At 38.0% G+C, this 24314-nt stretch carries 28 protein-coding genes and 2 pseudogenes; 20 read left to right on the top strand and 10 right to left on the bottom strand.

Annotated features, from left to right (window positions below):
* Positions 1-746: 746 nt before the first annotated feature.
* Entirely contained in the window at positions 747-3215 is a 2469-nt protein-coding gene (priA, locus tag HGD76_RS21335; RefSeq protein WP_168696964.1) for a primosomal protein N', read from the top strand.
* Positions 3216-3275: 60 nt separating this feature from the next.
* Here the strand turns inward: priA and HGD76_RS21330 are convergent, their stop codons facing one another.
* The gene (locus HGD76_RS21330) at positions 3276-5093 is read right to left on the bottom strand and encodes an ABC transporter permease subunit (RefSeq protein WP_168696963.1); all 1818 of its coding nucleotides are present in this window, start codon (positions 5091-5093) and stop codon (positions 3276-3278) included.
* 50 nt (positions 5094-5143) lie between these two features.
* Complete coding sequence (locus HGD76_RS21325; protein WP_168696962.1) at positions 5144-6094, bottom strand: ABC transporter ATP-binding protein; 951 nt, start codon at positions 6092-6094, stop codon at positions 5144-5146.
* A gap of 303 nt (positions 6095-6397) precedes the next feature.
* Here HGD76_RS21325 and HGD76_RS21320 point away from each other — a divergent pair, with 303 nt between their 5' ends.
* Together HGD76_RS21320 and gatC are read left to right on the top strand one after the other, a co-directional pair.
* Complete coding sequence (locus HGD76_RS21320; protein ID WP_168696961.1) at positions 6398-6919, top strand: photosystem I assembly protein Ycf3; 522 nt, start codon at positions 6398-6400, stop codon at positions 6917-6919.
* Positions 6920-6994: 75 nt separating this feature from the next.
* Positions 6995-7285, top strand: coding sequence for an Asp-tRNA(Asn)/Glu-tRNA(Gln) amidotransferase subunit GatC (gene gatC, locus HGD76_RS21315; RefSeq protein ID WP_015083410.1), 291 nt, complete (start codon positions 6995-6997; stop codon positions 7283-7285).
* A 503-nt stretch (positions 7286-7788) separates the two neighbouring features.
* Here the strand turns inward: gatC and dnaK are convergent.
* Both dnaK and HGD76_RS21305 read right to left on the bottom strand, forming a co-directional pair.
* A complete protein-coding gene (gene dnaK / locus HGD76_RS21310) occupies positions 7789-9696 on the bottom strand; it encodes a molecular chaperone DnaK (protein ID WP_168696960.1) in 1908 nt (635 codons plus the stop codon).
* A gap of 631 nt (positions 9697-10327) precedes the next feature.
* Positions 10328-11191, bottom strand: a complete 864-nt coding sequence (locus tag HGD76_RS21305) for a phosphodiester glycosidase family protein (RefSeq protein WP_168696959.1) — start codon at positions 11189-11191, stop codon at positions 10328-10330.
* Between the two features lie 73 nt (positions 11192-11264).
* On the opposite strand from HGD76_RS21305, the gene HGD76_RS21300 reads away from it, so the two are divergent.
* The 3 genes from HGD76_RS21300 (at position 11265) to HGD76_RS21290 (ending at position 15204) form a co-directional block, all read left to right on the top strand.
* Positions 11265-11849, top strand: coding sequence for an rRNA large subunit pseudouridine synthase E (locus tag HGD76_RS21300; protein WP_168696958.1), 585 nt, complete (start codon positions 11265-11267; stop codon positions 11847-11849).
* Positions 11850-12004: 155 nt separating this feature from the next.
* Positions 12005-13912, top strand: coding sequence for a serine/threonine phosphatase (locus HGD76_RS21295; RefSeq protein WP_168696957.1), 1908 nt, complete (start codon positions 12005-12007; stop codon positions 13910-13912).
* Between the two features lie 35 nt (positions 13913-13947).
* Positions 13948-15204: a protein kinase domain-containing protein gene (locus HGD76_RS21290; protein WP_148764508.1), complete on the top strand. Its 1257-nt coding sequence runs from the start codon at positions 13948-13950 to the stop codon at positions 15202-15204.
* On the opposite strand, the gene HGD76_RS21285 is transcribed toward HGD76_RS21290, so the two are convergent.
* The 4 genes from HGD76_RS21285 to HGD76_RS21270 form a co-directional block, all read right to left on the bottom strand.
* Entirely contained in the window at positions 15190-15807 is a 618-nt protein-coding gene (locus HGD76_RS21285) for a Uma2 family endonuclease (RefSeq protein ID WP_148764506.1), read from the bottom strand. The two genes, HGD76_RS21290 and HGD76_RS21285, sit on opposite strands and share 15 nt — an antisense overlap.
* Before the next feature lie 195 nt (positions 15808-16002).
* Complete coding sequence (locus HGD76_RS21280) at positions 16003-16221, bottom strand: DUF4327 family protein (protein ID WP_015083416.1); 219 nt, start codon at positions 16219-16221, stop codon at positions 16003-16005.
* Between the two features lie 1161 nt (positions 16222-17382).
* The gene (locus HGD76_RS21275) at positions 17383-17658 is read right to left on the bottom strand and encodes a type II toxin-antitoxin system RelE family toxin (protein ID WP_168696956.1); all 276 of its coding nucleotides are present in this window, start codon (positions 17656-17658) and stop codon (positions 17383-17385) included.
* On the bottom strand, positions 17651-17902 hold the full coding sequence (locus tag HGD76_RS21270) for a type II toxin-antitoxin system Phd/YefM family antitoxin (protein WP_053538749.1): 252 nt from the start codon (positions 17900-17902) through the stop codon (positions 17651-17653). The genes HGD76_RS21275 and HGD76_RS21270 overlap by 8 nt, the downstream gene beginning before the upstream one ends.
* Before the next feature lie 250 nt (positions 17903-18152).
* Between HGD76_RS21270 and HGD76_RS21265 the strand changes: the two genes are divergently transcribed.
* From HGD76_RS21265 to HGD76_RS21200, 14 genes and pseudogenes are all read left to right on the top strand, one after another.
* Positions 18153-18353: a type II toxin-antitoxin system HicB family antitoxin gene (locus tag HGD76_RS21265; protein ID WP_096569238.1), complete on the top strand. Its 201-nt coding sequence runs from the start codon at positions 18153-18155 to the stop codon at positions 18351-18353.
* Positions 18350-18559, top strand: coding sequence for a type II toxin-antitoxin system HicA family toxin (locus HGD76_RS21260; RefSeq protein WP_168536217.1), 210 nt, complete (start codon positions 18350-18352; stop codon positions 18557-18559). The genes HGD76_RS21265 and HGD76_RS21260 overlap by 4 nt, the downstream gene beginning before the upstream one ends.
* A gap of 220 nt (positions 18560-18779) precedes the next feature.
* The gene (gene mazE, locus HGD76_RS21255) at positions 18780-19010 is read left to right on the top strand and encodes a type II toxin-antitoxin system MazE family antitoxin (protein WP_168696955.1); all 231 of its coding nucleotides are present in this window, start codon (positions 18780-18782) and stop codon (positions 19008-19010) included.
* Positions 19011-19049: 39 nt separating this feature from the next.
* Positions 19050-19280 (top strand): annotated as a pseudogene (locus HGD76_RS21250) (element excision factor XisH family protein); the annotation flags it as partial.
* Positions 19268-19411, top strand: coding sequence for an element excision factor XisI family protein (locus HGD76_RS21245; protein ID WP_233466949.1), 144 nt, complete (start codon positions 19268-19270; stop codon positions 19409-19411). The pseudogene HGD76_RS21250 and the gene HGD76_RS21245, both read left to right, overlap by 13 nt.
* Positions 19412-19496: 85 nt before the next feature.
* Positions 19497-19712, top strand: a pseudogene (locus HGD76_RS21240) (element excision factor XisI family protein); the annotation flags it as partial.
* Positions 19713-19824: 112 nt separating this feature from the next.
* On the top strand, positions 19825-20037 hold the full coding sequence (locus tag HGD76_RS21235; protein WP_168696954.1) for a hypothetical protein: 213 nt from the start codon (positions 19825-19827) through the stop codon (positions 20035-20037).
* Between the two features lie 50 nt (positions 20038-20087).
* Complete coding sequence (locus tag HGD76_RS21230; RefSeq protein WP_096569238.1) at positions 20088-20288, top strand: type II toxin-antitoxin system HicB family antitoxin; 201 nt, start codon at positions 20088-20090, stop codon at positions 20286-20288.
* A complete protein-coding gene (locus HGD76_RS21225; RefSeq protein ID WP_168696953.1) occupies positions 20285-20494 on the top strand; it encodes a type II toxin-antitoxin system HicA family toxin in 210 nt (69 codons plus the stop codon). The genes HGD76_RS21230 and HGD76_RS21225 overlap by 4 nt, the downstream gene beginning before the upstream one ends.
* Positions 20495-20618: 124 nt before the next feature.
* On the top strand, positions 20619-20909 hold the full coding sequence (locus HGD76_RS21220; protein ID WP_168696952.1) for a hypothetical protein: 291 nt from the start codon (positions 20619-20621) through the stop codon (positions 20907-20909).
* The gene (locus HGD76_RS21215) at positions 20906-21286 is read left to right on the top strand and encodes a type II toxin-antitoxin system VapC family toxin (protein ID WP_233466948.1); all 381 of its coding nucleotides are present in this window, start codon (positions 20906-20908) and stop codon (positions 21284-21286) included. The genes HGD76_RS21220 and HGD76_RS21215 overlap by 4 nt, the downstream gene beginning before the upstream one ends.
* A gap of 249 nt (positions 21287-21535) precedes the next feature.
* Complete coding sequence (locus tag HGD76_RS21210; RefSeq protein ID WP_027401323.1) at positions 21536-21784, top strand: ribbon-helix-helix domain-containing protein; 249 nt, start codon at positions 21536-21538, stop codon at positions 21782-21784.
* 140 nt (positions 21785-21924) lie between these two features.
* Positions 21925-22197 carry a type II toxin-antitoxin system HicB family antitoxin gene (locus tag HGD76_RS21205; RefSeq protein WP_174782686.1) on the top strand — a complete coding sequence of 91 codons (273 nt, stop codon included), beginning with the start codon at positions 21925-21927 and terminating at the stop codon, positions 22195-22197.
* Positions 22175-22405 carry a type II toxin-antitoxin system HicA family toxin gene (locus HGD76_RS21200; protein WP_168358504.1) on the top strand — a complete coding sequence of 77 codons (231 nt, stop codon included), beginning with the start codon at positions 22175-22177 and terminating at the stop codon, positions 22403-22405. The genes HGD76_RS21205 and HGD76_RS21200 overlap by 23 nt, the downstream gene beginning before the upstream one ends.
* 274 nt (positions 22406-22679) lie before the next feature.
* On the opposite strand, the gene HGD76_RS21195 is transcribed toward HGD76_RS21200, so the two are convergent.
* Together HGD76_RS21195 and HGD76_RS21190 are read right to left on the bottom strand one after the other, a co-directional pair.
* Positions 22680-23774, bottom strand: coding sequence for a hypothetical protein (locus tag HGD76_RS21195; protein ID WP_168696951.1), 1095 nt, complete (start codon positions 23772-23774; stop codon positions 22680-22682).
* Positions 23771-24289: a DUF4365 domain-containing protein gene (locus tag HGD76_RS21190; RefSeq protein WP_168696950.1), complete on the bottom strand. Its 519-nt coding sequence runs from the start codon at positions 24287-24289 to the stop codon at positions 23771-23773. Before HGD76_RS21190 ends, HGD76_RS21195 begins: the two co-directional genes overlap by 4 nt.
* Between the last annotated feature and the right edge of the window lie 25 nt (positions 24290-24314).

The following is a 24314-nucleotide window of genomic DNA, read 5'->3' as shown; positions in this document are numbered from 1 at the left end:
GCAAAGTTTTCAGGTTTGTCCGGCTGGAATCATCAGAGTAATTGAATAAATCGCCATTTTGGTACTAGAGTTATTTATCTCTCCGAAAATTTACTAAATGATCCAAATTACAAAAATGGTAACTTCTAATCCGGATAATATTTATCGTTTAAAAGCATCTCATATTCAAAAAATATTTAATATCTATCAATAGGTTGAAAAACTCTATGCCTTATTTCGTAGCTCAATCTCATGATTGATTAATAACATAATTTACTAGTTAATCAAGATGTTACAAATCACATAAAAATCTGGAAGTTTAATCACTTAATTACCTACTTACTCATGATTACTCATTACTTCGGCATATTTCTCAAGATAGGTTTTGCAGCTTGAGTATCCCAGTCGGTAAGTCAACAAAGCATTAAAAAATCTGATCAAGACTGTGTAAGCTACTTGCTCAAATTTAAAATTTCAATCTTCAATTATTTATTGCCTAAATTGTAGAAGCTAATTTGTCTAGTACCGCAGTGCGGAATTAAAAATTAAAAATTAAAAATTAAAAAAGCAGATTACACAAGCTTTTGTCAAATTTTTAATGGTTGATTGACTTACGCCGTTGTGTACTAGTAGATTACATAAATTAGAGATTATCAAGGATTATGGGTAATTGAAGTATTGTAAAATACTATTTACACAAAGTAAAACCAAAGGATAGAATTAAACCTTGTCGGTGAATACAATATTTGTTTATAAATCGAAAATTTATGTATAGTATTGGTGCAAAATCATCTGTTATCGCTGTAGCTGAACCGGGAGGATCATATCAATCTCCAGCAAAATTACCTGAATGGGTGGAAGTGCTTGTAGACTGTCCAGGATGTTCAGATTTATTTACCTATAAAATCCCAGCACAGTTAGCAATCAAACCAGGAGATATTTTAAGCGTTCCCTTTGGTGCGACACAGGTAGGAGCGATCGCTATCCGCTTATTAACTGAACCGAATCTAGATATTCCCTTAGAAAAAATTCGAGAAGTAGAAGATGTAGTTAGTGAAGGGTTTTTTCCTCCTGGTTATTGGACATTACTCAACCGTGTTGCAGCCTATTACTATACACCTCTAATTTTAGTAATTCGCGTCGCTTTACCACCGGGATTATTAGGAAGATCACAACGTCGTTTACGGTTGACTTCTCTGGGTAAAAAAAATCTTGCTATTTATATTAGTCCTATAGCCCAGCAAGTAATTACACTTTTAGAAAAAACCCCAACAGCAGACTATAGTTATCACTACATCCAACAAAAAGTTAAAGCTGCATATCGCGGAATTCGGGAATTAATCCGCTTAGGTTTAGCCGAAAATTATTTAGAACCGCCACAACTTACCAAACCTAAATTACAAAAAGCTGTCACACTTCTAGATAATAATCATGACGATTTAACAGCCCGTCAAAAAGAAATTGTGGAAGTTTTGCGACGACAAGGGGGAGAAATATGGCAAAGTGAATTATTGCAACTTTGCAATACCAGCACTTCCACCCTAAAAGCCTTAGTAGATAAAGGCTATATAGTCATTGAAGACAGGGAAATATTACGCAGAGAACAAGGCCCCACAGTAGCCGCAGATTGGGCAAAATCCTTAACACCAGCCCAAAATAACGCCTTAGAAACGATTAATTCCTTAACCGGATTTGCTCAAGTATTGCTACATGGGGTGACAGGTTCAGGAAAAACAGAAGTATACTTACAAGCCATAGCACCATTACTCGCACAAGGAAAATCGGCCCTTGTTTTAGTTCCCGAAATCGGCCTCACACCTCAACTTACAGATAGATTCCGCGCTAGATTTGGTCACAAAGTCCACGTTTATCACAGCGCCCTTTCTGACGGTGAACGTTACGACACCTGGCGACAAATGCTCACAGGAGAGCCGCAAATCATCATCGGGACTCGCAGCGCCATTTTCGCTCCTTTACCCAATCTAGGCTTAATTATCCTGGACGAAGAACACGATAGCAGCTTTAAACAAGATTCTCCCATTCCCACTTACCACGCCCGCACCATCGCTCAATGGCGAGCCGAATTAGCACATTGTCCCCTAATTTTAGGTTCTGCGACTCCCTCTTTAGAAAGTTGGGTAAGTGGAAATCAACTATATTTATCATTACCAGAACGCATTAACTCGCGCCCATTACCACCTGTGGAAATCGTGGATATGCGTCAAGAGTTAAAAGAGGGAAATCGGTCTATTTTTAGTAGAAAGCTGCAAAATGCGCTGCAACAATTGGCAGAAAGACAACAACAGGGAATATTATTTATTCATCGGCGTGGACATAGTACCTTTGTTTCTTGTCGCAGTTGTGGTTATGTGTTGGAATGTCCCCATTGTGATGTATCCCTGGCTTATCATCATGTGGAAGAGGGAGCGCCGGAATTATTGCGCTGTCATTATTGTAATTATGGGCGTTTACATCCTCCCCATTGTCCTGAATGTAGTTCCCCTTATTTAAAGTTTTTTGGCAGCGGTACTCAACGGGTAGCGCAGGAATTAACTAAGCAATTTCCCAATTTGAAAATAATTCGCTTTGATAGTGATACCACCACCACTAAAGGTTCACACCGGAAACTTCTTACCCAGTTTGCTAATGGTGAAGCCCATTTATTAGTAGGGACACAAATGCTGACAAAAGGGTTAGATTTACCCCAAGTTACCCTTGTGGGTGTAGTCGCTGCGGATGGATTATTGCACTTATCTGATTATCGCGCCAATGAACGCACATTTCAAACTTTGACCCAAGTTGCGGGAAGGGCGGGAAGAGGGGATGATCCAGGGAGGGTAATTGTCCAAACCTATACTCCAGAACATCCGATTATTGAAGCAGTGCAAAAACATGATTATCAATCTTTTGCTGATGCAGAGTTAGCACAAAGACAAACTCTGAATTATCCTCCCTATGGGAGATTAATTTTATTGCGATTAAGTAGTTTAGATCCCATTCAAGTCCAAAACACAGCCCAAATCATTGCTACATTTTTGAACAATAAAGAAGGATTTGAGATATTGGGACCTGCACCAGCTAGTATTTTACGAGTAGCTAACCGTTATCGTTGGCAAATATTACTCAAGTTTGATCCTGACGCTTTACCAAATTTACCAGATTGGCCAGAAGTGCGATCGCTTTCTCCTGCTTCTGTCAGTTTAACAATTGATGTAGATCCGATTAATATTATGTAGTCTAATCAAAATTTAAAAATTTAGATACCAGACCTTTTTAAAAGTCCGGTATCTGCATCGTTATCTTCCTGATAATAATGTTTTGGTTGCAGATTCGCCTAAAACTCTAACTTGGCGATTTAATTGGAAATTTAACAAAGCGACAACAGTTAACTCAGCTAAAAGTGCCAGAAAAATTGTTGTCGTCTGAGTGTATTCTATAGCCGCCCAAGGAAAGGTGGAGAATAACCACAAAGTCGGATTTTCTGATGGACTAATACCCAAGACTGAGAGAATAATTGATGGTAAAAACATAGCTACACCAATAGTTCCCACTGTCCACACATAACGCTTGGGGTTTTTCATCAGTAGCATCAGTTGAGCAATTGTGGCATACATCAGCATCAAACTCAAGGCTAAAACCATCGCTAATATGACTTTATGCTTATCAACACTACCATTATAAAAATTAGTAGGTGAGAACAAAATCCAGATTATTATCGGGGTAGTAGCAATTAATAGATTAATGACGATAGCAACAATTGCTGGGCTTTTTTCACCAAATACTAAATCTTGGAATACAGATTTATCTCGATGATTTTGGTGTCTATATCTTGCCCAATCTTGGATAATTTGACGATGAGGTGAAAGGACAATAGTTAAAGTCAAAACTAAGGCAAAGTTGAATAAAGCAATCAGGAATATCATCCCTGCATCGTATTTATCATCAACTACGGGGATAGTCAATCCTAAAAACATTACTTGAGTAAAAGCTACAAATAAATAACTTTGTTTTTTACTCAATATTGTACTGTCTGCATTCCGAAAGCAGCGTTTCATGGCTTGCCAAATGCCGTAGGAAGAAATTCCGTAATTAACTAAATGAAAGCCGACTAAGGTAATGAAATTTTCACCTATTGGTAAATAGAAGAATTGTAGCTGCTGTATTGACGAATCTTTATATGAACGAAATAGATTAGGGAATAGATAATTGGTAATATCCCAGGGACTGAAGAATCTAATCCAAGTCAGAGGATTATTAAAGTTTCCATAAGACGATACCATTATTGTCATGGTCATCAACAAGAACACAAGTACAGCACCGCTACCCAACCAAGGTTGAAAGCTGCTAAACCAACGACTAACTAGACCAAAAATTAGGGCTACACTGTAGAAGAAAACACAACTAGCTGCAATCACAGCATAATAACTGAAAATGTAACTTAAAGCAATTTTAGCAGAATGTCCAGCCCAGAAATGTAAAGGAATTGCTGTGAGGACAAAGAGATAAATTAAACTAGGAACTCCGAGAATTTTTCCAGTTAAAATGCTTGTTTCTGACTGAGGACTAAGCCGAATAAAGTTCAATGTTCCTCGTTGTTCTTCTTTGGCTAAATCACTGATTAATAAATAAGTTCCCCCAACTAAGAGTGTAAAAATGAAAATTACACTTAACGTTAGAAATGTATATTCCCAATGATCTCTCCACCATAATTGCCAGTCTATTTTATCTAAAGGACAAATATTTTTAGATAAATAATTCTGTAAGCTAGATAGTTCAGTTCTAACTTGCTGAAGTTGGGCTTCTAAGTTGGGGATTATGGTATTATCTGATAGTTGAATTTGCCGATAATTATCTAATTTTTGGGTAAGTAAACTCTGTTGTTTATAAAGTTCCTGTTCTTGGTTTTGGTATACTTCTTTCAAAGTACAGTAAGTTGCTCTGAGATAGTATTTCTCATCGGGAAATTCTCGTAATTGCAAGAGAAAAACTATGAGTTGGAGTAGTAAAGAAGAACCCATAGCTATAATCAGATTAAAAGGTTTTAATCTACCTTTTAGTTCTCGAAATAGTTGGGGATTTAATTCTCCCACTCTATCTATGAAATTTAGTAACATCGTCAATACCTCCAAAGTTTTTTAATTTTTAATTCTTAATTTTTAATTGTCTATGATGCTTGTTTATGACCTAATTTGAGGAAAATAGTTTCTAGGTCTTCTTGGGTACAATGAAATTCTGTTATGGGAATTTTTGCATTCACAAGCGATCGCAATAAATCGGCAGAATCTTCTGGTTTACCTAAAAAATTCACTCGCACGCCATTTTTACTCGGTATTACCTCCCATTCTTCCACTAAAGGATGATTTTTTAGTTCACTCACCAATATATCTATATTGCCCAAAGTGGAGATAAAAATCTGCTGTTGAGAAAGACGTTGATAAAGATGTTTAAGTGAAGAACTTTCCACCAAAAAACCTAATTCCATAATTCCCACAGATGTACATAACTCGGCTAAATCGCTGAGAACGTGGGAAGAAATTAAAATTGTCATTCCTGCTGCTTGCAAAGCTTTAATAATTTCCCGAAACTGCATCCGCGCAATGGGATCAAGTCCAGAAACAGGTTCATCTAAAAGCAGTAAAATTGGTTCATGGATAATGGTGCGGGCTAAACTTAACCGCTGTTTCATCCCCCGTGAGAGGGTAGAAATCATGCTATGACGTTTATTACCCAGTTGAATGAGTTCTAAAACTTCGTGCAGACGTTGGGTACGGTGCTTTCCTTGCAAGCGATACAGTCGGGCAAAATAATCTAAATAATCCCAAACTGTCAAATCTTCATAAAGTGGGTAGTCATCAGGTAAATAACCAAGACGACGTTTAAGTTTGAGATTGCTTTGATCTCGCAGAAGTCGATCTCCATTAATATAAATCTCACCAGTAGTCGGTTCTTCCGCAGTAGCTAACATCCGAATTAGGGTGGTTTTACCCGCTCCATTGGGACCAATTAATCCGTAAACTTCACCCACTTGGATTTCTAAGTCAACATCATTGACAGCAATGTGTTTTTCAAATTGCTTCGTTAGTCCAGTGGTGCGAATTGCTATTTCTTTTACCATCGCGGCTGGGGTGTGGCTTGTGTGCAATAGTTAACTTAACTTGTTTATACAATAGTATTTACCTTCATTTCGGAAATGGAAACAAAACAATTCAAAATTGTAAGAGTTCAGATCCCCGACTTCTTAAAGAAGTCGGGGATCTTGTAAATCCATGAATTCATCTGCGTTTATCTGCGTTTATCTGCGATAAATAATTCTGGAAATCTTACTTCATGCAGCTTCATATTAATTTGCAATAACTCAAACCCCCAAAAATTAGTTAAATTAGCGGTATGCTGCAATGAAGAAACCATAGAGACAAATATGCCAAGAACACAGAAAAACGATAACTTTGTTGACAAATCCTTTACCGTGATGGCAGATATCATCCTCAAGATATTGCCAACCAACAAAAAAGCTAAAGAGGCCTTTGTTTATTACCGAGATGGGATGTCCGCACAGGCAGAAGGCGAATACGCTGAAGCTCTAGACTACTATAAAGAAGCCTTAGAAATGGAAGAAGACTCCAATGATCGGAGTTATATTCTCTATAATACGGGCTTAATTTATGCCAGTAACGGCGATCATGATAAGGCTTTAGAGTATTATCATCAGGCCATTGAGTTAAATCCACAATTACCCCAAGCCTTGAATAATATTGCGGTGATTTATCATTTTCAAGGTGAAAGGGCTAAGGAAACCGGAGATCATGACGGTGGAGAGGCATTGTTTGATCAAGCGGCAGATTATTGGATTAGAGCAATTCGCATGGCTCCCAATAACTATATTGAAGCTCAAAACTGGATCAAAACCACCGGGCGATCGCAAATTGACATATTCTTTTAACTTAGCCATTAGTCGGTTATACAATTTTACCTGACAACTAACAACTAACAACTGACAACTGACAACTGACAAATTATGATTGATAGTGAACAAGTTCGTAAAGTTGCTAATCTCGCTCGTTTAGAATTAACAGCAGATGAAGAAGCACAATTTACTACTCAACTGGGTAGTATTCTGGATTATATAGAACAACTCAATCAACTGGATGTCACCAATGTAATACCGACAACCAGAGCTATTGATGTTAGCAATATTACTAGAGAAGATATTTTGCAACCCTGTCCTGACAGAGAAGCAATCCTCAGCAGTGCGCCTCAACAGGAAGGTGATTTTTTCCGAGTTCCCAAAATTCTTAATGCTGATTAGTTAGGAACTGACTGAAGATATAGGAAAGAATCTTTTCCTTTCTCTTCAATTTCTACTGCAATATCAACACAAAAGAGTAGAGACGCTCCGAGGAACGTCTCTACATCCCCGTAGGGACAGGGGATTAGGGGATTAGGTTTTTGGGTATGAGTTCAATATAGCAGATGATTTTCTATTTGCCAAGTATTTGACAACTAAACCCCGTCCAAGTTGAAACCTATAGTTTTTCTATGGCGCAAACTCAAGTTTTCAAGATGGATGGAGTTTATTTTCCGTATACTATTGTAATTCATCAAGCTAAATCGAGTTTAGAAGAGTGGAAAAATCTCTAAAAATGGAGATCAAGAGGGTTGACATTTGCTTTTAAATTTGTTATCATGAAATTGATAAGGAAGAACTTTCTCGCCATAAATAATTTAACTACCATAAAAAATACCCATCCAGTGATTGCGCTAGGTGGGTATTAATCAAATAAGGGCAGGAATTCCCCGCCCTTTGTGAAACTACTTGCTTTCAGTGAAATCAGCATCAATGACATCATCACCACTGCCAGAAGGAGGAGTAGAACCACCAGCATGAGGTTCAGCACCAGCAGCGCCAGCAGCATCACCAGCTTGTTGATAGATATTGCTACCAATAGCAAACAGAGCTTGTTGCAGTTCTGGCATTAACTTCTGGATTTGAGCATCATCTTCTTTCGCAACTGCTTCTTTTACTTCCTTGACCAAACCTTCAACCTTAGTCTTATCAGCAGCGGGGACTTTATCACCCAACTCTTCCAACTGCTTTTCAGCTTGATAAGCTAAAGAATCAGCTTGGTTTTTGCGTTCAATTTTCTCACGACGTTCCTTATCAGAAGAAGCGTTTTGTTCAGCTTCTCTCACCATGCGTTCTACATCATTCTTATCCAGAGTAGAAGCACCAGTGATACTAATAGATTGTTCCTTACCAGTTCCCTTATCCTTAGCCGCAACGTTGAGAATACCGTTAGCGTCAATATCAAAAGTCACTTCAATTTGGGGAACACCACGGGGAGCAGGAGGAATACCATCCAAACGGAAAGTTCCTAAACTCTTATTATCATTGGCAAATTCTCTCTCACCTTGGAGAACGTGAATTTCCACATTACCTTGTCCGTCCACCGCAGTAGAGAACACTTCTGATTTTTTGGTAGGAATTGTAGTGTTGCGAGGAATAATCTTAGTCATTACCCCACCCAAGGTTTCTACACCCAAGGATAATGGTGTTACGTCTAACAACAAGATACCTGTAACATCACCAGCTAAAACACCCGCTTGAATAGCAGCACCAACAGCTACCACTTCATCAGGGTTAACAGTTTGGTTAGGTTCTTTACCTAACACCCGTTTAACCACATCTTGAACAGCGGGAATCCGAGTAGAACCACCAACGAGAACAACTTCGTCAATATTGGTCTTATTTAACTTCGCACCTTTGAGCGCATCTTCCACAGGAATGCGGCAACGGTCAATTAAATCAGAACAGAGTTCTTCAAAAGTGGCGCGAGTCAGAGTTGTATCTAAATGCTTTGGTCCGTCCTGGGTAGCGGTAATAAATGGCAGGTTAATTTCTGCCTGGCTAACGCTAGAAAGTTCAATTTTGGCTTTTTCAGCGGCTTCAGTCAGACGTTGTAAAGCTTGTTTGTCTTTACGCAGGTCAATCCCTTCGTCTTTTTTGAACTTTTCCGCCAAGAAATCAACGATTTTTTTATCAAAGTCGTCACCACCCAGGTGAGTATCCCCAGATGTTGATAATACTTCAAATACACCATCACCTACTTCCAGAACAGATACGTCGAAAGTACCACCACCCAAGTCAAATACGAGGATAGTTTCATTGCTCTTTTTATCAAAACCATAAGCTAAGGAAGCAGCGGTAGGTTCGTTGATAATGCGGAGAACGTCAATACCAGCGATTTTTCCCGCGTCTTTTGTGGCTTGACGTTGGGAGTCGTTGAAGTAAGCAGGAACGGTAATTACAGCTTGGGTAACGGTTTCACCCAGGTATTTACTAGCATCTTCCACTAATTTGCGAAGAACCTTCGCAGAAATTTCTTCAGGTGCAAATTGTTTACCAGCACCGGGAGAATCTACTTTAACGTTACCGCCGCTACTGAGAACTTTATAAGAAACTTCTGTAGCTTCATTGGTAATCTCTTCAAAACGACGACCGATAAAGCGTTTTACAGAATAAAAAGTATTTTCGGGGTTCATTACCGCTTGGCGTTTAGCGATTTGACCAACTAAATTGTCGCCATTTTTGGCAAACGCAACTACTGAGGGTGTTGTCCGAAAACCTTCTGCATTAGCGATAACGGTGGGTTTACCACCTTCCATTACTGCCACGCAGGAGTTTGTCGTACCTAAATCAATTCCAACTACCTTTGCCATTTTGGGTGTTTGCTCCGTATAAAATTACTAAATGAACTCAGAGAGAATATAAAATTGCATTAACTAAATGTCAATAACAAACCGATTCAAATTTCCCAACTCTGTACGCATAACGTATTGCTCCGAAGAGCCTCCCATTTCTGGGGTAATGTTAGCTTCGTCAATGTTTTAAGAGCTTGTTAGGCTTGCAACACTGTTTCAGTGACCTTGAAACTGTTTAATCACAAGCGACAGAGCAGGGAACTAGCTACGCATTCGCCCGGTGTCGTGACTCAAAAAACGTAGTCAGTGAAGACTTAGACTGGTCAGTACAGCTTGCTTGATTACTTTTGCAAGCTCAGTCCCTTTAGGGCTGGGTTACTGACATAAACTCAGTGGTATTCCATGAAGGGTGGTTTACCGAACCGTTAAGGGAACGGTGAATTTTATAAATTATGTCTAGTGGGTTCATGGATTTATGTGCTTTCACATTGACTAATGTATGGTAATTAATACTTTCAGGAATTGGGGTGAACCGTAACTTTATAGTCGTATTTGCCGTCAAACCCTGTCGGGAATTAAAAATTAAGAATTAAAAATTAAAAATGATACCCCTTACTCCGTAATAAGGGGCTTGGTAATTGTCAATTATTTACGAAGCAGGACGTTCCCCTTGTTGAAACTTCAGCCATGCCTGTTGCAAGGCCGTTGGGGCAGGATTGGTGACATCATAAATGACAATTACATTAGTCAAAGGTCTACCGGCAGGAACTATAATATTAGTCTTGTTGGCTAAGGCTCTAGATGCTCCACCATCTAAATTCATAGCTTCATAACAACCAATCGCTTTCATTGCCTCCGCTTCTTGTTGTAAAGTGAGGTTGATTTCAAAATTGGCTAAAATCAGTTTTGTGCCGTCCTGGGTAAAACCAATTGCTGTTCGGGCGCTATTACCTAAAACAGCAGGATCTTTAAAACCTTCAATCCTGGGGTTTAACCGGATTTCCCCTTGTCGCAATAATCTTGGTCCACAAGTTAGGGAAAACCAATGTTTATTCCATTCTGGTTTGCCGTCTATTCTGGCTGTCACCATTTCTGGTTTATTACCGACTCCTAATCCCAAAGTAGTCCCAAAGTTTTCCCAACGACTGTATTTCACAAATTTTCCCCCGGCTACCATGTTACCCATAACCGTTTTTTGGGGATTTTTGGCAAAAAATGTGCCGTTAGCAACTACGGCAGCCTTATAACGCGCCACTAATTTACTAAATTCTTCATCACCACTGGTTTTTTGAATGGTATTCGCAAAAGCGGCATTTTTGGCTAAACCCATGGTGATAAAGGTTTTTGGATCTGTGAGGTCAACTATGGTTTGATAAAAAGGAATACCATTAATTTGACTTTTGTTTACCTGTACAGTTTGGGCATAACTAGGTAATGTTAAGGTTAATCCTTGTGCTAAGGTTGCACCACCAAGGAATAAAAAGGATCTGCGGCTGATTTTGCTAATTGTCATAATTGATGTTTATTAATTCTTTGTTCTTCTTCCTGACTTTGGGCAACCACAGGGGGTTGCCCCTACCTATTTTATGAATAATCGGTATATTATTTTTCACAAGCCCTATGGGGTTTTGAGCCAATTTACCCAAGAAAGTCCCAAACATATCACTCTGAAAGAGTATATAGATGTTCCCGATGTCTATGCTGTGGGGCGTTTAGATTGGGATAGTGAGGGGTTGCTGTTGTTAACAAATGATGGACAGTTACAGCATCGTCTAGCACATCCGCGTTTTTGTCATCAACGTACCTATTGGGCGCAGGTGGAACCTATTCCTGATATTAATGCAATTAATCAGCTACAAAGTGGGGTAGAAATTCAAGATTACCGGACTCGTCCTGCTCAAGTTAGGTTATTGTTAGAAGAACCATCCGTAGTCCAACGCATTCCACCGATTAGATTTCGCAAAAGTATTCCCACTGCTTGGCTAGAAATGACCCTAACTGAAGGTAAAAACCGCCAAGTCCGTCGCATGACGGCTGCTGTGGGTTTTCCGACTTTGCGGTTAATCAGAATAAGTATTGGTAATATTCAATTAGATGATTTATCACCAGGACAATGGCGAGAACTCACTTCCTTAGAAGTCACAAGATTAAATCATTCACCGGAAAGATAGATTAAGGGACTGTAATACCAGTATACAAAAGAGTGTTAACAATACCACTTAATTCTCAAGTTACATAATTTTAGTCATTTAATTCTGTCCCGTTGGAATGTTCGTGGCTAGAGAGACTGAAAGCACCTTAGCAGGAAAATCAAGGAACTCCCACTATGCTGATTTGCCCCCAGTGTAAATTTGAAAACCCTGATAGTAATAAGTTTTGTCAAAGCTGTGGTACATCCTTAGCTCATAAAATCTGCTCTGAATGCAGTGCCGATATAGCTTTAGATGCACAGTATTGTTATAAATGTGGTGCAGAATCTAGCACAGTTTGGTACGCGCTCATTACTCACGCAGTAGATCAGGTAGTTTCTGTTATGGCAAAAACTGCGGAATTCACCCAAAATTTAGAAAATATAGCGGAAGAGAGTGGTGATTCTAGTCCGTTTTCCAAATTTGTTTTAGATTCTTATTTAGATTCTCAGCAGCGTTATCGCTTATTAGAATCTCCACAAGTGATTGGGGATTATAGAGAAGTCAAGGTTCTAGATTGCCAACCTTACGAAATATCACTGATTGGGGCCATGCTTCAGCATGAAACTAAGATCGATACAACGACAATTCCGGATCTAGCGCCAGCTTATCTAGAATTGCAGATGAAGATGCACCCAGGAATACCCAAAATTCATGATGCTTGGCAGCAAGATCATCTGCAAATAGTCTTGTTGGCAGATAGATCCAATTATCCTATGTTGCTTGATGTTTGGCAAAAAGACACAATCAGCCCGGTGGAAATTTTACATTGGTTTGATCAGATGACTCAACTTTGGGAGTTACTCGAAGCTGTGAATTGTCGCCAAAGTTTGTTGGAGTTATCGAATTTGCGGTTAGATGAAGACCAAGCTTTGGTATTACAAAAGTTATATCCTGATAATGAGAAGCTCTTAACTATTAAAAGTTTGGGTCAGATGTGGCAAATTTTGTTTAGAGAATCCCAATGCACTCAATTTGGCTGTGTGGTAGAGATATTAGAGGATATAGAATCTGGGAATATTCAAACTCTGACACAATTGCGAACTGCTTGTAGCAGAGCTAGTTCCCTCCAGAACGCTCCGCGAACGCTATCGGAGTTAGAAAAAACAGCAGAAATATTTACTCAGGAAAAACTCAATGCTTCTTCAACTATTTTGCAACTAGGTGATGAAACGGAAACCAAGACTGATGATGCCCCAACTGTGGTGCTATCCATGCAGCTAAGTAGCTTGGAATATGCAGCATCTACTGATGTTGGTCGTCAACGCAATCACAATGAAGACTATTTTTGTGTTGATAGTCAGGTTCACAAGGTAGAATTACCAAGAAATAGCACGATTACAGCACAGGGTTTATATATTCTTTGTGATGGTATGGGTGGTCATGCTGGAGGTGAAGTAGCCAGTGAATTAGCGGTGAAGACTATCCGTAAATACTTCCAAGAAACCTGGGTAAATACAGAATTACCTCGGAGGGAATGTATCCGTCATGCGGTTTATTTAGCTAATCAAGCTATTTATGAGCTTAATCAAAAAGAAGCCCGTTCCGGTATTGGTCGCATGGGTACTACTTTGGTCATGCTGTTACTTCAGGATAATCAGGCCGCAATTGCTCATGTGGGAGATAGTCGTGTTTATTGCCTGACCCGCAAGCAAGGACTAGAACAAATAACTGTAGATCATGAAGTTGGTCAACGAGAAATTGCTAGGGGGATAGAACCGAGTGTCGCTTATGGACGTGCAGATGCTTACCAACTTACCCAAGCTCTGGGTCCACGCAATGAAGATTCTCTCCATCCTGATGTGACGTTCTTTGAGATCAATGAAGATATGCTTCTGGTATTGGTATCAGATGGTTTATCAGATAATGACTGTCTAGAAACTCATTGGCAAACTCATCTTCAACCCTTATTAAGTTCTGCTAGTAACTTAGAAACGGGTATTCAAAATTTAATTGAATTGGGCAATGAACATAACGGTCATGATAATATTACAGCTATACTGGTACGGGTGAAAGTCCGCCCATCTCAGCAAAGTTGCTTATAAAATTAGTTTTTTGATCTTAAATTTTAGGTTGTATTGTGATTACTCTGACCCTATTAGAAAAAAGCACACAAACACCGCTTAAACAGTGGTGCTTTGAGGGTTCTACCGTCGTTCGCATCGGTCGGGCGGTAGATAATCACGTTATTTTGGCTGAAAATTTAGTTTCTCGGTATCATTTAGAACTGAAATTAGTTACTAATGCCGGAGGAGATGATTGGGAATTAATTAGTCACGGGACTAATGGCACTTTCCTCAATGGCTCTTTGGTGACTAAATGTATCGTTCCTGATAATTCTTTACTGCTATTAGCTCAAGGTGGTCCTCTACTCAAGGTACAGATTCAGGAATTATCTTCTCTACTTATCCAACCTTCACCGTCAGGAGATGGGGAAATTAGTCAGAAGATAACCCCAGAATACTCCAGCACTGGTTGTACTCATGAGGGGAATCATCCCCAGAATGTCTTTTGTGTTCACTGTGGTCAACCAATTTTGGTACAAAAGACTATTCGTCATTATCAGGTATTACGCACTATTGGCAAGGGTGGCATGGGTACTACCTATTTAGCTTGGGATAGTGTTGGTGAAATTACTGGTGTACCACAATTACTGGTAATCAAACAGATGAATGCTGATATGGTGAAAATTCCCAAGGCTCAAGAGTTATTCATGCGAGAAGCTAGTATTCTCAAGCATCTTAATCATGCAGGAGTTCCCAAATATTATGACTTTTTTGTGGAAGATGGTAAAAAATACTTGGCTATGGAGTTAATTCATGGACAAGATTTAGACAAACGAATTCGCTTAACTGGTCCTGTAACTCCGAAACAGGCGATCGCTTGGATGGTACAAACTTGTGATATTCTAGATTATCTTCATCACCAACAAACACCACTAATTCACCGGGATATTAAGCCGGCTAATTTGATGGTGCGGAGTGGCAATAATAGTATTGTGGTGTTGGATTTTGGTGCTGTTAAGGAAATTGGCACAAAACCAGGGACCAGAATCGGTGCTGAAGGCTTTTGCGCTCCTGAACAGGAACGGGGACAACCTCTTACCCAATCTGATTTATATGCTATTGGTCCGACGTTAATTTTTTTATTAACCGGGGAAAATCCTTTAAAATTTTATCGGCAAAGGGGACGGAATTTTCGCTTTGAGGTTAAAGGTATTCCCACAATCACTGATCAATTAAGACAGGTAATTGAGTGTGTGACAGAACCTTTACCACGCGATCGCTATCATACTGCAAAGGATTTGGCTCAAGCATTAAGATCAGTCAGCAGTTAGCAAAATCTGGTGAGCGGTTAAGTTCAATTCAGGAAAAATCTGGGAAATTATTGGCTCATTGTTTCTAAATTGGTTAATTTCATACTCATCACCAATTAGAGAACAAACTGATATGGTAGGTTGTTTTGGTTCACCAACGAATTTACCAGCAGCAAAAGGTTGATAATCAACAATCCAGTATTCTTTAATTCCCATTTCTTCATAATCACTATATTTTCTATAGTAATCAACTCGCCAATTGCTACTCACTACTTCGATGATTAATGGTACAGAATCACCTTGAGTTACCGTTGCTGTTTTTTCCCACAGGGCTTCATTGACTAGGTTTGTGGGATTTATCAACAAAACATCTGGACAATAGGCTGATTGCCTTGTTTGCGGTTTAACTAATGCCTGTTTGGGAATAAAATAGGGAAGATTTAAGCGGCGGCACTCTATAGCTAATTCTATAGTTAAAAATCCAGTTCTGCTTTCGTGTTTTCCTAATGGCGGATTCATCTGAATAATTTCCCCGTCATGCAGTTCATAAAATCCGCCTTCTGGTTTCCATTTAATAAACTCCTCAAAGGTTACTAACTGGGTTTTAGGTAAGGTTTGAACCATAATTTACCTACCTTGATAAAAATGCTATGTTAAGATACTGAATCCCAGATCACTATTGTGCTAAATCTATAAGAGAATCTCGGCGGAATTACACCTACCATAAAAACAAGGATTAAGTACCATCCTTGTTATAGGTAGAGGTAGGCGTATTTACGGTCAAGCTATAACTAGATATAGCTGATCTAATTTAGATGTTTAATCGTCGTCCCACTTTTCTACTGCTAATAAATCACCAATTGGATCTTGAGTGCTAAATCCAAAGTCTAGCAATTCTTGTTTCCAATGTTGCCATTCATCGCCATAGAGTAAGGCAATTTTCCAAATCCTATCATTGGGTTTGATAATATTGGATTCTACGAGTGATTGCACGTTGCGCTGCAATTTCACCATTGGGTGAATTACTTGCTGAATCATAAACTCGGTGTATTTCAGATTTTTGTGTGTAAATTCTTGATCAAAACAGCTTTCCGGTTGCAATTATTACCTGCGCGTAGAGCAATTATAGTTTGGCAAAGCTAGTTCCAACTTTTCCACTATACCATAACTAACAAGAGTAAGTTGCTTGGGAATTCGGTTTTGTCCGGTAATCACTACTACTAACCGCTATTTACGCTGAACAGTGGTGGCAATATCCAGTTTACAAGGTTTCTAGGCTTGCCATCGCCATGATAACGCAAGTAGAGACAATTGACACGAATTTCTCAATTTTAATTGTGGGATGAAGTAAATAGGTAATTGTTTTCCCCGAATTGAAGGAGTTGCGCTGCTAGTCTAGCCTAAATTAGGGAACGAATCTACCTTTAGACCTGCAACTCGTTTTTATTCGTTTCATTAGGTGTAGGTAAATTTTGATTCAATTGTGGGAGCAGAAGCACAAAAAATCCGTGCTTGTCTGATAGTTCAAAATGATATTATGAATTAATATGGATTATTAACAATTGTGATGCTATTTCGATCAGGAAGTTAATTTAGTAGTTAATGGCAAACCTTACCTGTACAAATCAATCAAATCAGAAGAAGATTATGATCTATCAATCTGTTACTAAAAGCAGTAATTTTTATGCACAAGATCATAATTTGTGGTTAGAACAAACTGCTTATTTCTCAAGCATTAGCTGTGGTATACTCAAAACGGCTTGATTGTTTGATTCTAAACGTAGGGGTTTAGCAGTGCTAAACCCCTACACATCTGGGTTCTTTGTCATTTGGCAAAAGTTTAAATCTCACCCGTGTTTAGTATATTAAGTCTTTCTCTGTCAACTTGAGATCGCATCCCCTTAACTTCCCAAACAGCGATTCCTAGGTCGCGCTAGTTCCCTCCGGGACGCAATGCGAACGGTATCGCACCCCTTAGAGGTTGTTTGAAAAGTATTATATCAAACCAGTAATCTCCAAAAACCTAACCCCCCTACCCCCCTTCCCTGCAAGGGAATGGGGGTTTTAAAGCCTCTCCCCTTGCAGGGGAGAGGTTTGGAGAGGGGTCAGTCTATACATTCAAAACTTTTCAAACACCCTCTTAAACTCCCCAAATAGCGATACCTTTGGTAAACTTTGCTAACAGGTAACTAAACGAAGTTACAAATTTTTATAAACTTCATCATCATTACGTTTACCAACCCGAAAAACATCAACTAATTTATTATTATCATCAATGGTGTACAAAATTCTATATTCACCTTGATCAATACGATAACCACCTTGATAACCTTTTAAAGCTGCATAGTCTTGAGGACGAGGATTACCTTGAAGGGAGAGAATTTTTGATACAACTTGTTTATATTGTTTTGGTTGTAAGTCTAATAAATCTTTTTCCGCAGTTTTCGCAATCCTCAATGTATAACGTTCACTCATTGGGATATTTAGCTATTATTTCTTCTATGGTGGTAAATCCTTCGTTTTCTTCTACTGCACGTCGCAATTTAGCCGAATCTATTGCATCTTCTATTGCTTCTAATAGTTTTAAATCTTCAATGCTAATTATCGCTACCGCAGCTTTACCATGACGCTGAATTAAAATTCTTTCTCCACGATATTCTGCACGGTTCATAATATCAGGAAAATTAGCACGCGCTTCACTTGCACTGATGACAGACATAGCGTCTCACAAAATTTATAGGATTACATAACATTATAGATTATTTGTCTGTTTCTTGCAAATTGTACAAAATTTAAGTTTTTGAGCAATAGTGGAGCGATCGCATCCCTTCAACTCCCCAAATAGCGATTCCTAGGTCGCGCAACGCTTACGCACTCCCTCAACTCCCCAAAAGCGATTATTCATCTTTATTAAACTGGTACATCTGACTGCCTCTGCGGTAAAATATCCTTAGTTCAAGGAATTGGCTATGAAAATAAAAGCAATTATTTGGGAAGAAGACGGTGTCTGGTGTGGTTCTGTACCAGCTTTACCAGGATGTCATACCTGGGGTGAAAGTTATGAACATTTATTAGAAATGTTGAAAGATGCTGTTCAAGGTTGGTTAGAAGTTGCTAGTCAGCAAGAAGAAGTTGAACCAGAAAAACAGTTAATTGAGTTATCTTTATGAAATCCGTTTCTGGTAAATCTCTGTGTAAGATTGTGGAACGCTATGGATGGAATCTAAAAAGGATTACAGGTAGTCATCATATCTATGTTAAGGAAGGTATGAGTGTGATTCTTTCTATACCTGTTCATGGTAATCGTGATTTACCTACTGGTACACTCAGAAGTATTTTGAAAGATGCTGGTTTGACTGAGGAAGATTTAGATTAATTTCGCTATCGCATCCTTTCAAATCCCCAAACAGCGATTCCTAGGTCGCGCAACGCTTACGCACTCCTTCAACCCCCCAAACAGCGATTCCTAGGTCGCGCAACGCTTACGCACCCTTCAACTCCCAAACAGCGATCTCAACCCCTCAAAATCTCTTTTTACCTCACGCAATGTCAAAAAAGTGGTATGATTAATTGGTAAGATGAATGAGTCATACATAATGATGAAAGTCACAATTACTTTAGAAGAAGACATTCTGAGATTTATTGATCAACAAGCAAAAGGTAATCGTAGTGGCTATATCAATGCACTATTAGCAGAACAAAGACGCAAAATTTTAGAAGCAGAAATAATAGCTGCTCTCCAAAAAGATGCCAAAGATTTAGAATATCAAAATGAGATTTCTGATTGGGATAATGTAGCTGCAGATGGTATTAATGCCAGAGGGTAATTTAACTTATAAACGGGGTGAAATTCGCTCAAGAGTTTTCTTAGTCCTTCTCCCATGAGAGATTTTGAACTAGCTTTAGGGCAATATATTTTATATCGTAATTTAATTAACCTCACAGAACCAGAATATATAATTTATTTGGCTATTAAAGAAAGTACATACGAAAACTTTTTTACTAGAGATTCAATCAAAGAGATTGTCGAATTAAATCAAATTTTGATGATTGTAGTTAATGTCGAAAAGGAGGAGATATTACAATGGATAAACTAGAGCAATATCAAATAGCAATTAAACAAGTTCTCGCAGAATATCATAATTGGGTTTCTGGTGCGGCAAATTTAACTGATGAAAGTTGTTTGATTTTTGATGATAATAATCATCACTATAGGAATCCGGTTTGATTGTTGTTCATTATACTGAGACTCAATCGTTGATTCGATGGGGTTTACGGTTTACAGCTTGTTCAAAAATCAAATAGTAGCCCTATATATTTGGGGGTTTTTGGGTTGGTATGGCAAAAAAAGAACAAATAATATCCAAGTTAATATCAGAATTAAAAATGATAAAATTTGGATTGAAGAAGATTGGACTGAGGAAGGAATAGCTAATGAGTTAATGAAGTTAGGTATTTCTAATCTTGATATTGTTTTAGCTTTTCATCCTCCTGAAGAAAGGAAATATACTGCATTCGCTACTGCTTAAATGTTATAGCGATTCCTAGGTCGCGCTTCGCTATCGCACTCCCTCAACTCCCCAAACACCTTTTTTTAACGAACCACAGAGACACAGAGAACACAGAGAAACAGCGAACTGCTTGCAGCAGCGCTTCGCTATCGCACTCCCTCAACTCCCCAAACAGCGATCGCACCCTTCAACCCCCCAAACAGCGATCGCATCCCCTCAACTCCCCAAACAGCGATCGCATCCCTTCAACCCCCCAAATAGCGATAGCATCCCCTCAACTTCCCAAAAGCGATCGCATCCCTTCAACCCCCCAAATAGCGATTATTCATCTTCATTAAACTGATACGTCTGACTCCCCCTGCGGTAAAATATCCTTAGTTCAAGGAATTGACTATGAAAATAAAAGCAATTATTTGGGAAGAAGACGGTGTATGGTGTGGTTCTGTACCAGCTTTACCAGGGTGTCATACCTGGGGTGAAAGTTATGAACATTTATTAGAAATGTTGAAAGATGCTGTTCAAGGTTGGTTAGAAGTTGCTAGTCAGCAAGAAGAAGTTGAACCAGAAAAACAGTTAATTGAGTTATCTTTATGAAATCCGTTTCTGGTAAATCTCTGTGTAAGATTGTGGAACGCTATGGATGGAATCTAAAAAGGATTACAGGTAGTCATCATATCTATGTTAAGGAAGATATGAGTGTGATTCTTTCTATACCTGTTCATGGAAATCGTGATCTACCTATGGGTACACTGAAAAGTATTTTGAAAGATGCTGGTTTAACTGAAGAAGATTTAGATTAATTTCGTTATCGCATCCCCTGAACTCCCCAAAAGCGATACCTTCGGTGTTTAAATCTGATATACTTTTAATATATCAAGTTAATCATAAGTTTTACTTGATATTAATTAACTAGCATCGAAGAATATGAAACAATATAAAACTATACAGCTACAATTGAAACCAGAAATAGAAGCTCGTCTGATTACCCAAGCTACTAAACAAGGTTTATCAATTGAATCTTATCTTGAATCTTTGATTGAAGATAGTTTGAAAAATCAAGATGAAAAATCTTTTTCTCAAGTAACAACAGAGGAAGATTGGGAAACAGCACTAATGAATTTAATCAATAGTCCTGCTTTTACTCTAGCACCACCACTTTCAGATGCGGCTATTAGTCGAGATAGTATTTATACCAGAGAAGATGAAATGTTATGAAATATCTGGTAGATACTAATATTTTACTGCGTTTGGTACAAAAAAATAGTCCCATACACCTTGATACTCAAAGGGCAATTTTGAAGCTCAAAAAGCAAGGTGAATTTTTATGTATTATTCCACAAAATATAATTGAATTTTGGGCTGTTGCTACAAGACCTCTTGATAAAAATGGATTAGGTTTATCTATCACTCAAGCTGAAGAAGAAAGCGAAAAACTTAAAAAGATATTTATATTGGAATTGGATACACCACAAATTTTTACTAAGTGGGAATCTCTGGTGATTAAATATCAAGTGATGGGAAAACAGGTGCATGATGCACGTTTAGCTGCGGCTATGGTAGTTCATAATATTACACATTTATTAACATATTAACATTTAATGTTGATGATTTTAAGCGTTTTTCGGATATTGTAGTTGTTGATCCACGTAGTATTGTTTAATCATATTGGAAGAGCGAACTGCTTGCAGCAGCGCAACGCTTACGCACCTCCTCAACTTCCCAAACAGCGAACTGCTTGCAGCAGCGCAACGCTTACGCACCCACATCCCTACAAAACATTTGACAAAAATTGACAATATTTGCCATAATTAAAGAATCAGAAATATAAAGACTTATTAGCTATGACTACAGTAAATATTTCTCTTCCCGATTCCATGCGGGACTTTATCAATGAACAGGTTGCAAAATGTGGCTACAGTACCACAAGCGAATATATTCGACATTTGATTCGTCAAGATTTAGAAAAAGTGGCACAATCCCGAATAGAAACATTGCTATTAGAAGGCTTAGATAGTGGTGAAGCGATTGAAATTACGGATGAGTGGTGGCAACAAAAACGCACTCAGCTTCTTGAGAGACTCCGCAAGTAATAGCAATGACTAGACGAATTGTAATTAGACCAAAGGCTAGTGTTGACCTTGATGAACAGTTTGCTTATATTGCTGACAGTAATTTTGATGCAGCATTTTTGTAATATATAATTTATCAATAGAATAAAGTATAGGTTTCCATGACTACAGCATTTATTCTTAGTGATTATGTTGAGGGAGCAGTTTCTCAAGCCATATATGACAAGTTGGAAGATGGTACATTTTTCGGTAAAATTCCTGTTTGTCAAGGTGTTGTTGCTTTTGGTGCTAGTTTACGTGAGTGCCAAAATGAATTACGCTCGACTTTAGAAGATTGGATTTTACTAGGTTTAAAACTTGGACATAGCTTACCAGTAATTGATAATATTAATCTTAATCAGGAGCCGATTCTTGAGCCGTTGGATACCGTGTAAACGTCGAGACTTTATTAGCAAGTTAAGAAGGTTAGGTTTTGAGGGTGCTTTTTCCGGTACAAGACACCAATTTATGGTTTATGCTCAAAATCGTCTCACTATTCCTTCTAATGATGAGTATTCTATACCTCAACTGCGAATGATGATTCGAGAAGTAGAGGTTATTTTAGAACGGGAAATAACTTTAGAAGAATGGAATAGTTTATAGAAATAGTATCTTCATATACAGCGATTCCTAGGTCGCGCTTCGCTATCGCACCCCCTCAACCCCCCAACATCCTTTTTTAACGAACCACTCCAGACACAGAGGACACAGAGAGTTTCGCGCAAAGTCGCAAAGGAGCAAAGACGCAAAGAATCGCACTTTTCCCCAATATCCTTTTTTAACAAACCACGAAGACGCAAAGAACACGAAGGAAGAAGAGAAGATAGAGCGATAAATTATTAAGTATTTATAATAGTTAAATTATATTGAATATCAATTATTGATCGAGATATGACAAGTTAATAATTGTATATTCAGTTTTCTCCTCTCCAGTTGCAGGATTGATAGAAGATACTTCTTGAATAGTTGTAGTGTATAATCTTCCTATAGTTAACTCTATATCTTTTTTGTTCATTACATAATCAGTAGCTTTGCCTATATATACTTTATTATCTTCAAAATCTATTATTTCCAATTTCTTTGTATTTTCATTAGCAGCAATCAGCTTTCCATTTACTGTATATTCTTCTGGAGCTTCAACCTCCATTTTATTGATAAATTCTATAGTATTAATTACATTGTCAAAACTCAATACTGCCTTACCTCCCTTTTCAGGATTGACTGAACCCCAATCAAAGTAAAAGTTTGCGTTTGAATTTAGTAACGACTGTAAAAATTTGCGATATCTAGATGCTGATCTTTTCCTAAGCTTGAGTAAATATTCTTTCAATATTGCTTTATCAGGATTATTGCTAAGATTAATAAGTCTGATAAAACTTTCAGTAACTTTTTCAGCTAGTGGACTTTCTAGGAAATTTAACTGTTGTGGATGTGGAGCTAAAGCTAATTTCATACCAAAAGAACCTTGAAAAGTCTCAAATAAAGATAGCTCTGTTCTTTCAAGAATTTCTTTTTGAATCTTTCCAGTATCTGAAATTTTACCTGATTCAGATTGACCAACAGCATCAAACAATTCTTGAATAGATGTTAAAACACCACCTAACTTTTTAGCTGGAACTTGCCTTCTACTAATTTCGTCTATGAACTTAAATTTTAAGGTCAAGATTTCTCTTTGCTTCTCTATAGCGATTTGCTTAACACTTATAACAGCATTAACTATTTCTGATATTGGTCTTTGCTCAAAAAATTCTAGAGTTTTAAAAACTTCATACATACGATCAGAAAAATCAGGTATTTCTGGATCTAGAGGTAATAAAATTGAGAAGTTCCTATTATTTTTTCTTTGTGCTAAAATCATAGCTCTAGTATCAATTCTTTCTTCCTCGATCCAATTATTAGTTTCAAGATATTCAATAACAGTAATTGGATCTATATATTCTAATATATTTAAGTATGATATAGATGAGTTCATAAATCCTCTTTCTTTGCTATTTTTTCCATTATTGATGTTATGGATGATGGAGTTAGGATATTTTTACGAGGTATATCTACCGTAATTGTAGTTGTATTGCTAGTTTTTGATTTTCCTTTAAGTGAAAGCCAGTATCCACATTTTTTTAGTAATGTTTCATTTTCAGAAATATTAAGCCACCCAGTAATATCATTAGGAACTAATACAACGATTAAAATTTGAGGAGATATAGGATTTTCATGGCGCAGTCTATTGTAATTTTTGACTGGTAAGGGAAATTTAATGAAATCTTCCTCAATAATAGCTTCTGAAGAAGTACATTTTACCTGAGCATCAAATTTAGGAAATAATACTTCACCTAGTTCTCCTGGTACTGTAATAGTTATATCTACTCCAGCATTATCCATAGGTCTTTCTGGCTTGGTAACTGACAACCCTGCCACTGAACTAACTGCTCGAATATACGCATAACTAAATTCCTCCTTCTGCGTATTTCTATCCATTGCTAAAGTCATAATCAATAGAACCTTTAACTACTAT

It is taken from the genome of Dolichospermum flos-aquae CCAP 1403/13F, from assembly GCF_012516395.1.
GTDB classification, from domain to species: Bacteria; Cyanobacteriota; Cyanobacteriia; order Cyanobacteriales; family Nostocaceae; genus Dolichospermum; species Dolichospermum lemmermannii.
This window is presented reverse-complemented; position numbering and strand designations above follow the sequence as displayed.